10 protein-coding genes and 1 tRNA gene are annotated in these 14,909 nt (G+C 63.1%); 5 read left to right on the plus strand and 6 right to left on the minus strand.

What is annotated here, in order from left to right; translation table 11 throughout:
* Positions 1-136: 136 nt before the first annotated feature.
* Together ACGYK7_RS10545 and guaB are read right to left on the minus strand one after the other, a co-directional pair.
* Entirely contained in the window at positions 137-1,297 is a 1,161-nt protein-coding gene (locus tag ACGYK7_RS10545) for an RsmB/NOP family class I SAM-dependent RNA methyltransferase (RefSeq protein WP_394401952.1), read from the minus strand.
* A gap of 49 nt (positions 1,298-1,346) precedes the next feature.
* Entirely contained in the window at positions 1,347-2,795 is a 1,449-nt protein-coding gene (guaB, locus tag ACGYK7_RS10550) for an IMP dehydrogenase (RefSeq protein WP_394401955.1), read from the minus strand.
* A gap of 191 nt (positions 2,796-2,986) precedes the next feature.
* On the opposite strand from guaB, the gene ACGYK7_RS10555 reads away from it, so the two are divergent.
* The 4 genes from ACGYK7_RS10555 (at position 2,987) to ACGYK7_RS10570 (ending at position 8,248) form a co-directional block, all read left to right on the plus strand.
* Positions 2,987-5,035 carry an ASKHA domain-containing protein gene (locus ACGYK7_RS10555; protein ID WP_394401956.1) on the plus strand — a complete coding sequence of 683 codons (2,049 nt, stop codon included), beginning with the start codon at positions 2,987-2,989 and terminating at the stop codon, positions 5,033-5,035.
* Positions 5,035-5,880, plus strand: a complete 846-nt coding sequence (locus tag ACGYK7_RS10560) for a class I SAM-dependent methyltransferase (protein ID WP_394401959.1) — start codon at positions 5,035-5,037, stop codon at positions 5,878-5,880. The genes ACGYK7_RS10555 and ACGYK7_RS10560 overlap by 1 nt, the downstream gene beginning before the upstream one ends.
* 41 nt (positions 5,881-5,921) lie before the next feature.
* Positions 5,922-5,995: transfer RNA gene (locus ACGYK7_RS10565), tRNA-Gly, on the plus strand.
* Between the two features lie 201 nt (positions 5,996-6,196).
* Positions 6,197-8,248, plus strand: a complete 2,052-nt coding sequence (locus ACGYK7_RS10570; RefSeq protein ID WP_394401962.1) for an ATP-binding protein — start codon at positions 6,197-6,199, stop codon at positions 8,246-8,248.
* A 42-nt stretch (positions 8,249-8,290) separates the two neighbouring features.
* Here ACGYK7_RS10570 and ACGYK7_RS10575 read toward each other — a convergent pair whose 3' ends face one another.
* The 4 genes from ACGYK7_RS10575 to zwf all read right to left on the minus strand — a co-directional run bounded on the left by ACGYK7_RS10575 (position 8,291) and on the right by zwf (position 13,802).
* The gene (locus ACGYK7_RS10575) at positions 8,291-9,919 is read right to left on the minus strand and encodes a long-chain fatty acid--CoA ligase (protein WP_394401965.1); all 1,629 of its coding nucleotides are present in this window, start codon (positions 9,917-9,919) and stop codon (positions 8,291-8,293) included.
* A gap of 162 nt (positions 9,920-10,081) precedes the next feature.
* The gene (gene pgi, locus ACGYK7_RS10580; protein ID WP_394401968.1) at positions 10,082-11,674 is read right to left on the minus strand and encodes a glucose-6-phosphate isomerase; all 1,593 of its coding nucleotides are present in this window, start codon (positions 11,672-11,674) and stop codon (positions 10,082-10,084) included.
* Entirely contained in the window at positions 11,671-12,342 is a 672-nt protein-coding gene (gene pgl, locus ACGYK7_RS10585) for a 6-phosphogluconolactonase (protein WP_394401971.1), read from the minus strand. Before pgl ends, pgi begins: the two co-directional genes overlap by 4 nt.
* Entirely contained in the window at positions 12,339-13,802 is a 1,464-nt protein-coding gene (gene zwf / locus ACGYK7_RS10590; protein ID WP_394401974.1) for a glucose-6-phosphate dehydrogenase, read from the minus strand. The genes pgl and zwf overlap by 4 nt, the downstream gene beginning before the upstream one ends.
* Before the next feature lie 155 nt (positions 13,803-13,957).
* Between zwf and ACGYK7_RS10595 the strand changes: the two genes are divergently transcribed.
* Entirely contained in the window at positions 13,958-14,905 is a 948-nt protein-coding gene (locus tag ACGYK7_RS10595; protein ID WP_394401977.1) for a radical SAM protein, read from the plus strand.
* The last annotated feature ends 4 nt before the right edge of the window (positions 14,906-14,909 follow it).

Here is a 14,909-nt window from a genome sequence, read left to right on the forward strand (position 1 = left end):
CCCAATCCCTGAATGCCCAACGCCCTGCTGCACGCACATCCCCTAACAACCGAATCATACGACTATTACGTGCGACAGAGGTTAAGCAGGCTTTAACCGAAATCGGTTTGCACGCATTGGTTGATTATGGGTAAATTTACTCGCGCGTCAACTGTGTTGAAAAGAACCCGTCGCCATCGGGGGTCACGTCATAACGGTCCATGCGGACGACTTTCCATTCTGGGTTGCGGGCGAGAAAGGCTTCGACCCGCGCCTCGTTCTCCTCTCGAAACAGGGAACAAGTGGCGTAGGCCAAGACACCGTCACGGGCGGTAAGCCCTGCCGCCGTATCGAGAATTTGATCCTGAATGGCCGTCAGTTCTGTCAAACGTTCGGGGGTCAGGGTCCATTTTCCCTCTGCCGCGCGGCGCCATGCGCCGGAGCCGGAACAGGGCGCATCGCAGAGAACGATGTCATAGGGCGCGCCCGCTGCGGCCTCATCGGTATTGACCAGGGAGATTGCGACGCCCGCGCGATCGGCGCGGGGGGGAAGGTCGCTCATCCTGCGGGGGTCAATGTCGTGGGCCGTGATCTCGCGCAGGGGGTCCATGGCCAAGGCCAAGGCCTTGCCGCCACCCCCGGCGCAGTAGTCGAGCACCCGCCCCCCCTGCGGCAGCGCGGCGACAACTGCTTGGCTCGACGCGTCTTGCAGTTCGACATAACCATCCGCGAAAGCGGCGGAATTTCGGATACGCCGCGCGCCTTCGGTCACGGTCAGCGCGGCCTCGGCAAGCGGGTTGGCGCGGGTTTGGACACCCTCTTCGGCCAGCAGTTCTTGCGCCGCGGGCACGGCGATCCGTGCCGTGTTGACCCGCAGGCAGATCGGCCCGCGCTCTTGAAGCGCGAGGGCTACGGCATCCGCAGTCTCCCCAAGCGCCGTATCGAACAGGGGCAGCAGCCAGTCGGGCAGGTTCAGCCGCGTTGCGCGATCCTCGGGCGCTGGCGGGATAGCCCGCTCATCCTCGGACAGCGGCGCAGGCGCATGGCCCGCCCCTGAGAAGAGCGCGTCAAGGTCGCCCCCCTGCCCGCGCAGCACACCGATCATCAGCGCGCGGCCCGTCTCCCCCTTGCCGTAATGCGCCGCGCTGCGTTTCTGGCGCAGCACGTCGAACACATGATCGCGCACGCCGGCACGGTCCTTGGATCCTGCGAAACGGCTTTGACGTGCCCATCGGGTCAGCGCCTGTTCGGCGGCCAGCCCCCCGGCAATTGCGTCCAGAACTTCTATCGCAGCCGATACGCGCGCGCCGGGGGTCATGGCATCTTCCTTCTGGCAAAGAACGGCCCGCGGGCCGTTGCTTCATGGGTTAACCGATCCGGTAATTCGGGCTTTCGCGGGTGATCTGGACATCGTGCACATGGCTTTCCTTCAGCCCCGCGCCGGTGATCTTCACGAAGCTGCAATTGCGGCGCATCTCATCGACCGTGGCGCAACCGGTATAGCCCATGGCCGCGCGCAGACCGCCGACCAATTGGTGCAACACATTGCCCGCGCTGCCCTTGTAGGGCACCTGACCTTCGATCCCTTCGGGCACCAGTTTGTCAGAGGCGGCGTCTTTCTGGAAATACCGGTCTGCCGAGCCGCGCGCCATGGCGCCCATGCTGCCCATGCCACGGTAGCTTTTGAAGCTACGGCCTTGATAAAGAACGACTTCGCCGGGGCTTTCGTCGGTGCCAGCGATCATGCTTCCGACCATGGCACAGGAGGCACCGGCGGCAATCGCCTTGGCGAAATCGCCGGAGAACTTGATGCCGCCGTCGGCTATGATCGGCACGTCGCCCGCAGCGGCCACGCAGTCCATGATGGCGGTCAGTTGCGGCACGCCCACCCCCGCGACCATCCGCGTGGTGCAGATGGAGCCTGGACCGATGCCGACCTTGACTGCATCGGCGCCCGCGTCGATCAGCGCGCGGGTGGCGTCGCCGGTGGCCACATTGCCCGCGACGACCTGCACATCGCCGAACTGTTTCTTGGCGCGGGTCACCGCATGGGCCACGCCTTCGGAATGGCCATGGGCGGTGTCGACCACGATCATATCGACGCCGGCATCGACCAGCGCCTCCGAGCGCTCGAAGCCCGCGTCGCCCACTGTCGTCGCCGCAGCGACGCGCAAGCGGCCCAAGTCATCTTTGCAGGCAGTGGGGTTCAGCACCGCCTGTTCAGTGTCGCGCAGGGTCAGCAGCCCGGTAAGCTTGCCGCTGGCATCCGTAACCAGCAACTTCTCGATCCGGCGCGATTTCATCAGGCTGATCGCCTCGTCCCGGTCGGCAGGCTCTTGCAGGATCGCCAGCCGGTCGGAGGTCATCATGACCGACACCGGCGTGCGGTCGTCAGAGGCAAAACGCATGTCGCGGTTGGTCACGATGCCCAGCACGCGGCCATTTTCGTCCACCACCGGGAAGCCGGTCACACGGTAGCGTTCTTGCAAAGCCTTGGCATCCGCCAGCGTCTGGTCCGGGCGCAGGGTGATCGGGTTGTAAACGATGCCGGATTCAAAGCGTTTCACCCGGCGTACTTCGCGGGCCTGTTCTTCGATCGTGAGGTTGCGGTGCACCACCCCCATGCCCCCGGCCTGCGCCAGTGCAATGGCCATGCGGCTTTCGGTCACCGTATCCATGGCCGAGCTGAGCAGCGGGATATTGAGCGCGATGCTCTGCGTGACGCGGGTTCGCGTGTCTGCGGTGGACGGCAACACAGAAGACGCTGCGGGAACCAGCAGGACGTCATCAAAGGTCAGGGCCTCACGAATCTCCATTTAACACCTCGGGTCTGGATGGGTTCATTTGGCGGTTTCCTATTTCACGGATGGCCGGGATTGGAAAGGCCTATTCCCCCGCGTAAGCCACAGACCGGGAATGACGCGGGCGCGGCATGAATTGCCGCCCCGCATCTTTCCCCCGCCGCGCGGCACGCTATGGTGTCGCAAAGAAACAAAGGACGGCCCCGATGAGCAGTGACCCCCTCGTGATTTTCACGCCCTCCGGCAAGAGAGGGCGCTTTCCCAAAGGCACCCCGGTGCTGACCGCCGCGCGGCAGTTGGGTGTCGATCTGGACTCGGTCTGCGGCGGGCGCGGCATCTGTTCGAAATGTCAGGTCTCGCCGGGCTATGGGCAGTTCTCGAAACACGGGGTGACCGTCGCGCCTGACGCGCTGAGCCCATGGAACGCGGTGGAAGAACGCTATGACGAGAAGCGGGGCCTGAAGGCGGGCCGTCGTCTGGGCTGTCAGGCGACGGTGCAGGGCGACGTGGTGATCGACGTGCCGCCAGAGAGCCAAGTGCACAAACAGGTCGTGCGCAAACGCGCCGAGGCGCGGGAGATCGTGCTGAACCCGTCGGTCAAACTCTTCTACGTCGAGGTCACGGAGCCCGACATGCACGAACCCTCGGGCGATCTGGAGCGCCTCCGGGCCGCGCTGGCCGAGCAGTGGAAGCTGGAGAAAGTCACCGCCGATCTGCACATCCTGCAAATGATGCAGCCGGTTCTGCGCAAGGGCGATTGGAAGGTCACGGTCGCCGTCCATCTGGGCGATCAGGAGAATGCCGCGCGGATCATGAACATCTGCCCGGGGTATTACGAGGGCACGGTCTATGGTCTGGCGGTCGATCTCGGCTCAACCACCATCGCGGCGCATCTGTGCGATCTGCAAACCGGTGAGGTCATGGCCTCTTCCGGTGTGATGAACCCGCAAATTCGTTTCGGCGAAGACCTGATGAGCCGGGTCAGCTATTCCATGATGAACCCCGACGGCGCGCAGGAGATGACCCGCGCGGTGCGCGAGGGGATGGCTGCGCTTTTCACCCAGATCGCCGCCGAGGGGAATGTCGCGCCCGATCTGATCGTCGATGCGGTCTTCGTCTGCAACCCGGTGATGCACCACCTGCTGCTGGGCATCGACCCCTTCGAGTTGGGCCAAGCGCCCTTCGCGCTCGCGACCTCTGGCGCGCTGCGTCTGCGGGCCGAGGATTTGGACCTGAACATCCACCCCTCGGCCCGTGTCTATCTGCTGCCCTGCATCGCGGGCCATGTCGGCGCGGATGCCGCCGCCGTCGCCCTGTCCGAGGCGCCTGAGAAATCCGACGAGTTGATGCTGGTGGTCGATGTGGGCACCAATGCGGAGATCCTGCTGGGCAACAAGGAAAAGGTGCTGGCCTGCTCCTCCCCCACCGGCCCCGCGTTCGAGGGCGCGCAGATCAGTTCGGGCCAACGGGCGGCCCCCGGCGCGATCGAGCGGGTCGAGATCGACCCAGAAACCAAGGTGGCGCGGTTCAAGGTGATCGGCTGTGACCTCTGGTCCGACGAGGACGGCTTTGAAGAGGCGGTGGCAAGCACCGGCGTCACGGGCATCTGCGGCTCCGGCATTATCGAAATGGTCGCCGAGATGCGCATTCACGGCATCGTCGACGCGCCGGGGCTGATCGGCAGTGCTGCGCAGACGGGCTCGGCCTCGGTCTTTGCCGATGGGCGCACCAACAGCTATCTGGTCTATGACGGCACCGAAAAGGGCGGACCCAAGATCACGGTGACCAACCGCGACATCCGCGAAATCCAGATGGCCAAGGCCGCGCTCTATTCCGGCGCGCGGCTGCTGATGGACAAATTCGGCGTCGACAAGGTTGACCGCGTGGTGCTGGCCGGAGCCTTCGGCGCCCATATCAGCCCCAAACATGCGATGGTGCTGGGCATGATCCCCGACGCGCCGCTCGACAAAGTCACCAGCGCGGGCAATGCCGCAGGCACCGGCGCGCGGATCGCCCTGCTCAATACCGAGGCCCGGGCCGAGATCGAGGCGACCGTGGGCGCGATCCACAAGATCGAAACCGCCGTCGAGCCGCGCTTTCAGGAGCATTTCGTCAATGCTTCGGCCATCCCCAATGCGGTGGAGCCTTTCCCCATCCTCAACAGCCTCGTCGCCCTGCCAGAGGTGACCTTCAACACCGGCGGCAGCGGCGATAGCGAACGCGGCGGGCGTCGGCGCAGAAGAAAGACGACGTGATGGGCGCCTCCGACAACAGCGATCAGGTCGAATTCTGGAGCGCCTCTGCGGGCCGAAGATGGGCCGCGCGGCAGGCAGAGTTGGACATTCTGATGCAGCCGGTGCTCGACGCTGTGCTGGCGCGGGCCGAACTGGCACCGGGGCTGAGGGTGCTCGACATTGGCTGTGGCGCGGGGGCGGGCTGTCTCGCCGCCGCCCAAGCGGTGGGCAATGCGGGCGCGGTACTGGGCGTCGATGTCTCTGCCCCGCTGCTCGACCTCGCGCGGCAACGGGCTGCCGCCCTGCCTCAAGTCGCCTTTCACCATGGTGACGCGACGACGCTAGCGCTTTCCCCTCCCTATGACCGGCTGATCTCGCGCTTCGGCGTGATGTTCTTTGCCGATCCGGTCCTGAGCTTTACCCGCATGGCCGCGCAACTCTGCCCCGGCGCGAAGCTCAGCTTTGCCGCTTGGGGCCGGATCCCCGAAAACCCTTTCTTCACCCTGCCCGCCCGCGCCGCCCGGGACACCATCGGGGCCATGCCGAAAAGCGATCCCGACGGCCCCGGCCCCTTCGCCTTTCGCGACCCCGAACGCGTGGTAGCGATCCTCGCCGAGGCGGGATTTGTCGATATCGCCTGCAAGATCACACGGCTTGACCTCACCCCCGCGGGCACGGTCGATGACCTTGCCCAACAGATGTGCGAAATCGGCCCGGCCAGCGGCGCGATCAATTATTTCGAGGCGGACCCGGCACAGGTCGAAAAGCTTCGGCAAACCATCGCCGAAGCCCTGCGCCCCTATGCGGAAGACGGCCCCCTGCGCCTGCCCGCCGAGATCAATTTCGTCACCGCGATAAAACCCTGACTTGACCTTCTCCCGCGCGCCGATTATCTCACCCTCAGCGCGCGGGTATGGTGAAAAGGTATCACGGCAGCTTCCCAAGCTTTAGTTACGAGTTCGATTCTCGTTACCCGCTCCACGCTTTCCCCCTCCGCCTTCGTGCCCCCGCCAGATGGCCCCGCGCAGGGCACACTGGGTTCCCCAAGGTCGCACCCATGAAAAGCCCATTCTGGTCCGAATTTCGCCATGATTGCCCGCAAAAGTAGCAATCAACAGGGAAGTAACTTACGCGCAGATGGCCCAACGATGTCGGATGCGCATTGAGGCAAAGGAAAAAAGCGTGGCAAACGCGTTTCGGGACTACGCGACCTCCAAGGCGTATATCATCGTCAACTTCATCGTGCTTTGCTGTGTCGCTGGCATCAGCTATTCGATCGTCAAGCTGGATTACGAGCAGCATATCGCCAGCATCCGTCAGGATGCCCGGCAAACGCTGCATGAAGTCACCAATCAAGTGCAGCATCAGTTCCAAGAGACCATTCTGGTCACCAAGAACATCGAGAACATCCTGCTCTCCGGCGAGGCCTTCAAAGACAAGAAGATCGAACTGCTGGTCAAGGAGTTGCGCGACCGGAACCCCGGCATTCAGGCCTTCGCCCTCGCCCCGGACCTCAAGATCACCCATAGCTATCCCAAGACCCCGAATGCCGGGGTTATCGGATTGGAATACAAGAACATTCCAACGCAGCTTTCCGGTGTCGCCAATGCCTACCGCCGCCAAAGCCCGACCATCGAAGGGCCGCTGAACCTGGTTCAAGGCGGCAAGGGCTATATCATGCACTACCCGGTGTTTGAGCGCCCCATCGGACTGGGCGCGCCACGCTTTTGGGGGGTGATGTCCATCGTCTTCCAGCCCGACCGGCTGTTCGAGCCGCATCAAAACCCGCATCAGGCCGCCGACTACATCTACAGCCTGCGCGCCTTCCCCACGGGCGTCATGCCGCCCGAGATCGAGCCTGCGACGGTCGACCCCACCGCCCCCGTACGCACCCGGTTTGAGCTTCTGGGCAAGACCTGGGAGGCGACGGCCAGCCCTGCCAACGGTCTGCCCCCCTATGCCCCGCAAAGCCCCTACCTCGTGGCCTTCGCTTTGATCGCGACCATCGCGCTGATGGCAGGTCTCTGGGCCTTTCGCCGGGTCACGTTGAAAAAACAGGAAGCCCATGCGCTATTGGCCGAAGGCATCGGCTCGATCCAAGAGGGGTTCATCGCCTTTGACGAGAAAGAGCGCCTTGTCACCGTCAACAGCAAGTTTCTGGAGTATCACCCTGAAATCGCTGACCTTCTGATTCCCGGCAAAACCATCGAAGCGCTGTTGCGCCATTGGGTCGCCCGCCATCAGCACCCCGAGAAGGTCGAAGAGCGCGAGGCATGGATCGCCAAACGTCTCGCCCGCTTCCGCAACCCGACAGGCGCTTTCATCCTTGAGGTGTCGGATAACTTCTGGCTCAAGGTCACGGAATCGCGCACGCCGCATGGCTATACCGTGGGCATCTGGACCGATGTAACGGCCGAGAAACGCGCGCTCGACGCGGCCAAGGCGGCGGACCGTGAAAAGACCGAATTCCTCAACAACGTCAGCCATGAGCTGCGCACGCCGCTGACCGTGATCTCGGGCCGCGCCACCTTCTTGCAACATGCCGAGAAACTGCCCCAAGCCCGGCGCTTGCAGACCGCGTTGAACAACAGCGCCAATGCCACGCCCGACATTCGCCACAGTGTCGATGAGTTCCAAAACTTCGTTTCTGACCAAGCGGGCGGCATCGCGGGGTCGTCCAAACATATGCTGCGCCTCGTCGAAGACCTGTTGGATTGGACCAAGGTCGCGCGCGGCAAGATGGAGCTTGATCTGCAAGAGATCGAGACCAGCGAGATCGCCCGCTCGGTCGCCGATGACCTGCGCCCGGATGCCGAAGCCAAGGGGCTGACGCTCACCTATGAGGATAATGGCACGGCCCTCGCCAATGCCGATCCGGTGCGCCTGCGGCAGATCCTCTACAACCTCATTTCAAACGCGATCAAATTCACCCGCAGCGGCAATATTCATCTTCAAATGCAGCAGGATGCCGAAAAGATCACCTTCTCGGTCTCCGACACGGGTTGCGGTATTTCCGAGGACAATCTCGAACGGGTCTTCCTGCGGTTTCAGCAGGTGGATGGCTCCATGTCGCGTGAGAACGGCGGCTTGGGATTGGGCCTTGCGATTGCAGAGCAATTGGCCAGCCTGCATGGCGGCAGCCTGTCGCTGGAAAGCAAACTCGACGTGGGCAGCACCTTCCGGCTGACCCTGCCCCGCCCTGTGGCCAATAGCGCGATGCGCCGCTCGGCGTGACGGCAGCCCGCCCCGGCCCAACGCGGACCGGGGCGGGCTGCCTTAGCTGTCGCCCCGCATCAGCACGTCACCAAAGCGGTCCCGCAGGTCGCGCTTCAGCACTTTGCCCGTGGCATTGCGCGGCAGCGCCTCGGCGAAAACTACCCTGTCGGGCACCTGCCATTTGGCGATCTGATCCTCGAAAATCTTGAGGATATCCGCCTCTGACGGATCGGCCCCTTCGGCCTTTACCGCGACCAGAACGGGGCGCTCGTCCCATTTGGGATGGGTGGCCCCGATGACGGCAGCGTCGGCCAGCTGGGGATGGGCTATGGCGATATTCTCTAACTCGACCGAACTGATCCATTCGCCGCCTGACTTGATGATGTCCTTGGCGCGGTCCCGGATGGTGATATAGCCGTCGGCGTCCATCGTCGCGATATCGCCGGTGTCGAACCAGCCATCGCGCAGGGTGCTGTCGCGGTCGGATTGGTAGTAGGCATCCAAAATCCAATGCCCGCGGGTGACCAGCGCGCCTTGGGTCTCGCCGTCATGGGGCAACGGTTTGCCTGCGTCGTCCCAGATCTCAAGTTCGACGCCAAAGACCGGGCGGCCTTGGTTCTCGCGCAGTTTATGCTGTGCGTCTTCGGGCAATTCACCGTGTTTCGCCAAGGGTTTGTTGACGCTGCCGACCGGCGACATTTCGGTCATCCCCCAAGCGTGGATGGTCTCCACCCCATAGTCTTCGCGGAAGGTCTTGATCATCGACGGCGGACAGGCCGACCCGCCGACCACGGTACGCTCTAGGCTGGGGAGTGCGCTGCCGGATTTCTTTGCCGCCGCCAAGAGCCCCTGCCAGATCGTCGGCACGCCAAGTGCCAAGGAAACGCGGTAGGTGTCGATCAGACCCACCAATGACGCCCCATCGAGGTTCGGCCCCGGCAGCACCATCCGCGCGCCGGTCATCGCACTGGCATAGGGGCAGCCCCAAGCGTTGACATGGAACATCGGCACCACGGCCATCACGATGTCCCGCGCAGAGATCGCAATGCTGTCGGCCATGTTGATGCCGAAGGAATGCAACACGGTCGAGCGGTGAGAATAGAGCACGCCCTTGGGGTTGCCCGTGGTGCCAGAGGTGTAGCACAGGCTTGACGCCGTGTTCTCATCCAGATCGGGCCAATCAAACCCAGCATCGCCCGAAGCCACCAATTCGTCGTAGAAGACCAGCCCCGGCAGCGCCTCGGCGGCCTCGGCATCAGGGCCGGACATCAACACGAGATGCTTGAGATGCTCCAGCTTGTCGCGGATCGCGGCGACGAGCGGCACGAAGGTCTTGTCGATGAAGAGCACCTCATCCGCGGCATGGTTGAGGATGTAAATCAGTTGATCGGCAAAGAGCCGCGGGTTGATCGTATGACAGACAAAGCCCGCGCCGGAGGTGCCGAAGTAGATCTCCAGATGCCGCCGGTTGTTCCATGCGATGGTCCCGCAGCGCGCCTGCGGCGAGAGGCCCAGATCGGTCAGGGCCGCGCCCAAACGCCGCGCATTCTCGGCCACCTGCCCCCAGTTCGTCTCTTCGACCCCGCCGCTGGTCGAGACCGAGATGATCTCCCCCTCGGGGTGATAGCGTTCGGCATGGGAAATCAGGCTTGAGATCAGCAGCGGCTGCGACATCATTTGGCCAAGCATAATGAAGATCCTCCAATCATTTGCTTCGAGACTGTCCAAAGGTCAGTGCAGTTGCAAGCCTTCCCCTCCGGCAAGTCGGAATAGCGCTGACGGACAGGACAATGGCACCGCGCAGGCGGCTGCCTCCCGCGCGGTGCCTCGTTCCCGGTCTCAGGGCAGCCCCTAGCCGCGATGCTGGTGGATATAGCTGATCAGCCCGGCGGTGGAGCCGTCTTTTCCCTCGGCAGAGGCCTCACCTTCGACGAGCGGTTGGAGCGATTTGGCCAGTTCCTTGCCCAGTTCCACGCCCCATTGATCGAATGAGTTAATGCCAAGGATCACGCCTTCGACGAACACGCGATGCTCATAGAGCGCGATGATCTGTCCCAGCGTGAAGGGATCAAGCGTCTCATAGGCAAGCGTGGTCGAGGGCCGGTTGCCGGGGAAAACACGGTGGCGCGCTTGGCGCTCAAGCGCGTCGCCCGAAAGCCCTGCGTCGCGCATGATGGCGCGCGCTTCGTCCAAAGACCGCCCGCGCATCAGCGCCTCGGATTGGGCAAGGCAATTGGCAATGAGCAGATCGTGGTGGTGCTGCAACTCCGGCTCATGCCCCTTGGCCGCCACCAGAAACTCGCAAGGGATCACCCGTGTGCCTTGGTGGATCAACTGATAGAACGCGTGTTGCCCATTGGTGCCCGCCGCCCCCCAGACCACCGGGCCGGTGTGGCGCGGGCTGTCGGTGCCGTCCATCTGCACGCCCTTACCGTTCGATTCCATCTCAAGCTGTTGCAGGTAATCGGGCAGCATCTCAAGCCGTTGGTCATAGGGCAGCACCGCGCGGGTGGCATGGCCGCAGATTTGATTGTGCCAGATGCCCACCAGCGCCAGAAGGATCGGCATATTCTCCGCCGGATCAGCGGCGCAGAAGTGGCGGTCCATCTCCTGCGCGCCGCGCAGGAAGCTGTCGAAAGCCTTGGGGCCAATGGCGATCATCAGCGAAAGCCCAATCGGCCCCCAGACGGAATAGCGCCCACCGACCCAATCCTCGAAACCGAAAACGCGAGCCGGGTCGATCCCGAACTCGGCGGTCTTGTCATCAGCGGTGCTGAGGGCTGCGAATTGCGTCGCCGGATCGCCGCCGTGGTCGCGCATCCAAGCCCGCGCCGTGCGTGCATTGGTCATGGTCTCGATGGTGGTGAAAGTCTTGGACGCCACGATCACAAGTGTTTTCTTGGCATCCAGCCCGCGCAGCGTATCCGCGATATGCGCGCTATCGACGTTCGAGACGAAGTGGCAGCGCGGCCCATCGTGATAGGGTGTCAGCGCGCGGGTCGCCATGGCAGGGCCAAGGTCAGAGCCGCCGATGCCAATGTTGACCACATCGGTGATCTCGCCACCGCGCACCTGATCGGCAAAGCTGCGCATCCGCGCCAGCGTGTCGCGCACCTGCGGCATGACATCTTCGCCCGCGACCTTTACCGCCCCGCCATCGAGATTGCGCAGCGCAGTGTGGAGCACCGCGCGGCCCTCGGTCTCATTGATCGGCGCGCCCGCGAACATCGCGTCGCGCCGCTCGGTGACCTTGGCGTTTTCGACCAGTTGCAACAGCGCCGCACGGGTCTCGGTGTCGATATTGGTCTTGGCGTAGTCGAACAGCATATGCTGCGTGCGCAGCGAGAAGTCCTCGGCCCGGTTCGGGTCATCGAACAATGCCGTGATCTTGCGCTCCGCCACGGCATTCTGCCGCTCTTGAAGGTCTTGCCAAATGTTCATCATGCCGCCCAGTAAACTTCGATTTCATCAAGCACCGCTGCGATCGGCGCCTCTTCGGAGGAAAGCCCCTGCGCGCGCTCAAGCGCGGCGCGTTTCTCATCCCCGAAAATCACGAGATGTTTGTTCAGCGCCCCGTCGAGCACATGCGCCGGCAGCGTGACCCGCGCGGTCGGCTGGCCCTCGGGATAGACCGGGCACAGAAGCGGCGCATCGGCGGCCAAAGCGTCAGGCAGGCTGGGGTCGCCGGGAAAAAGCGAGGCGGTGTGCATGTCGTCGCCCATGCCAAGCAGCAGGACAGAGATCGGCATATGCTCCGTCAGACTGGGGGCCACCGCCTCTGCCCCCTCGCCCGGGGAAAGCCCGGGGCGAAAGAAGGGGATGAACTGGGCCGCCGCGGCGCGGTCGTTCAGCAGATGCTCGCGCACCAGACGCGCGTTCGACAGGGGATCATGCTCATCGACCCAACGCTCGTCCGTCAGCATCACATCCACCCGGTCCCAATCCAGATCGGTGGCGCTGAGCATCTCAAAGATCGGCCCGGGCGTAGAGCCCCCCGGCACGGCAAAGGAGACGCGCTCATTACCCGAAAGCGCCGATTTCAGTTTGCCTGCCAGTTTGTTGGCAACATTCATCACCAGCATTTCGCGGTCCGCATATTCGATGATGTTCATGGGGATACCTTTCGCCATTCACGGCCATCGCGCCGCATCATTTCTGTCGCATCCGTGGGCCCGGCCGAGCCGCTGTCATAGGGTTTGGGCACGTCGTGACGGGCCTCCCAACCTTGGATGATCGGATCGGTCCAGGCCCAGGCGGCCTCGACCTCGTCGTCGCGCATGAACAATGTCTGGTTGCCCCGGATCACGTCCATGATAAGCCGCTCATAGGCATCGACCTGATCGCCCCCATCGGGGCCAAGCGCTTCGGCAAAGGTCATGTCGAGCGGCACATCGACCAGACGCATGCCCCCCGGCCCCGGTTCCTTGATCGTCACGCCAAGGGTGATGCCCTCGTTGGGTTGCAAACGGATCGACAGCACGTTGCGATGGCGGCCTGCATCTTCGGCAAAGATCGAATGCGGCGTGTCTTTGAAGACCACCGTGATCTCGCTCGACCGCGCCACCATGCGCTTGCCGGTGCGCAGATAGAACGGCGTTCCATGCCAGCGCCAGTTGCTGATATGGGCCTTCAACGCCACGAAACTCTCGGTCCGCGAACGCGGGTTGCCGACGGCATCGCGGTAGCTGGGGGCGTCTTCCTCATTGCCCTCTTCGGCCTCATACTGCCCACGCACCAGATGATGCGGCAGCACCGGGTCGATCGCGCGGATCACTTTCAGCTTTTCGTCGCGCACTGCATCGGGGTCGAAACGCGCGGGCGGCTCCATGGCGATCAGGCACAAGAGTTGCATCAGGTGGTTCTGCACCATATCCCGCATCGCGCCGGATTTGTCGTAGTACTCGCCACGCCCGCCGACGCCCACCGTCTCGGCCACGGTGATCTGGATGTGGTCGACGTATTGGCGGTTCCACAATGGCTCGAACAGCATATTGCCAAAGCGCACCGCCATGAGGTTCTGCACCGTCTCTTTGCCGAGGTAGTGGTCGATCCGGTAGATCTGCTGTTCTTTGAAAAAGGTCGCCAGCGTCGCGTTGAGGGCGCGCGCGCTCTCCAGATCACGGCCAAAGGGTTTCTCCACCACAATGCGACATTCCTCCCCCGCCATGCCCCATTGCTGCAACCGTTCGGCCAGATCGCCGAAAAGCCCCGGCGCGACGGAGAAATAATAGACCTCGATCCGGTCCTTGCCGGACATGAGTTCTTGCAACTCGGCCCAGCCGGTCTCGCCGCGTGCGTCGATGGCGACATAGTGAAGCTTGGCCAGAAAGGCGTCGAGGTTGTCGCAAGCGTCTTTGCCGCCGAACTCTTCGATCGCTTCGGCCACCATCTCGCGGTATCCTGCGGCGTCCATCTCGGTACGCGCAGCGCCGATGATCCGCGCCTCTTCGGGCATTTGCCCCGCGCAATACCGCCGGTATAGCCCCGGCAAAATCTTGCGCCGGGCCAGATCGCCAGTGCCGCCAAAGATGACAAGATCGAAGGGGTCGACAGGGATAACACGCGAAACCATTAATTAATCCTTGTCCGGGCAGAATGGCAGAGTTAGCGCAAACATACTTATTTTTCCCTACATCACAAGACTGTGCGCCCCGGTGCTTGGACTTTTAGGGTGCGCCGCAATAGCTTACCACAACAGGAACACACGGGATCACGCAAGGAACAATCATGAAAGATATTGCGCAAGCAAACGAGGGCAAGTTCCAGAACCCGGCGGTCACCGCCAAGGGGGAACCCCGCGCCACCGTGGCCCTGCGCGGGGCGGAAACGCTTTGGTTCAACACAGGCACCCTGTGCAACATCGAATGCGTGAACTGCTATATCGCCTCCAGCCCCAAGAACGACGCGCTGGTCTATATCACCGCGGATGAGGTGCGCGACTATCTCGACCAGATCGAGGAGCGAAACTGGCCGGTGCGCGAGATCGCCTTCACCGGCGGCGAGCCCTTCATGAACCCCCAGATGATCGAGATCACCGAAGCCTCGCTAGAGCGCGGGTATGAGGTGCTGATCCTGACCAATGCCATGCGTCCGATGATGCGCAAATCGGTGCAAAAGGGGCTTTTGCGGCTACAGGAGAGCTATCCCGGCAAGATGACCTTCCGCATCTCCGTCGACCACTACCGCCGCGACCTGCATGATGCGGAACGTGGGACAGGTGCCTTCGACAAGACCCTGATCGGCATGGAATGGCTGCGCGACAACGGCTTTCGCATGGCCGTGGCGGGGCGGTCGATCTTTGCCGACAGCGATGCCGACAGCCGCGCGGGCTATGCCGCCTTCTACGCCGAACACGGCTTTGACATCGACGCGCAAGACCCGGCCATGACCGTCCTTTTCCCCGAGATGGACGAGGCCGTCGAGGTGCCCGAAATCACCACCGCCTGTTGGGGCATTTTGGACAAGTCCCCCGACGCTGTGATGTGTGCCTCCTCCCGTATGGTGATCAAACGCAAGGGAGCCGAGAAGCCCGCCGTGCTGGCCTGCACGCTTCTGCCCTACGACCCTGAGTTTGAACTCGGCACCACCTTGGCAGAGGCGGAACGCGACGTGGCTCTGAACCACCCGCACTGCGCGAAGTTCTGCGTTTTGGGCGGGGCGAGCTGTTCGGGCTGACGCC

Origin of the sequence: Sulfitobacter sp. 1A15299 (assembly GCF_043556915.1) — a bacterium.
Classification (GTDB): Bacteria; Pseudomonadota; Alphaproteobacteria; order Rhodobacterales; family Rhodobacteraceae; genus Sulfitobacter.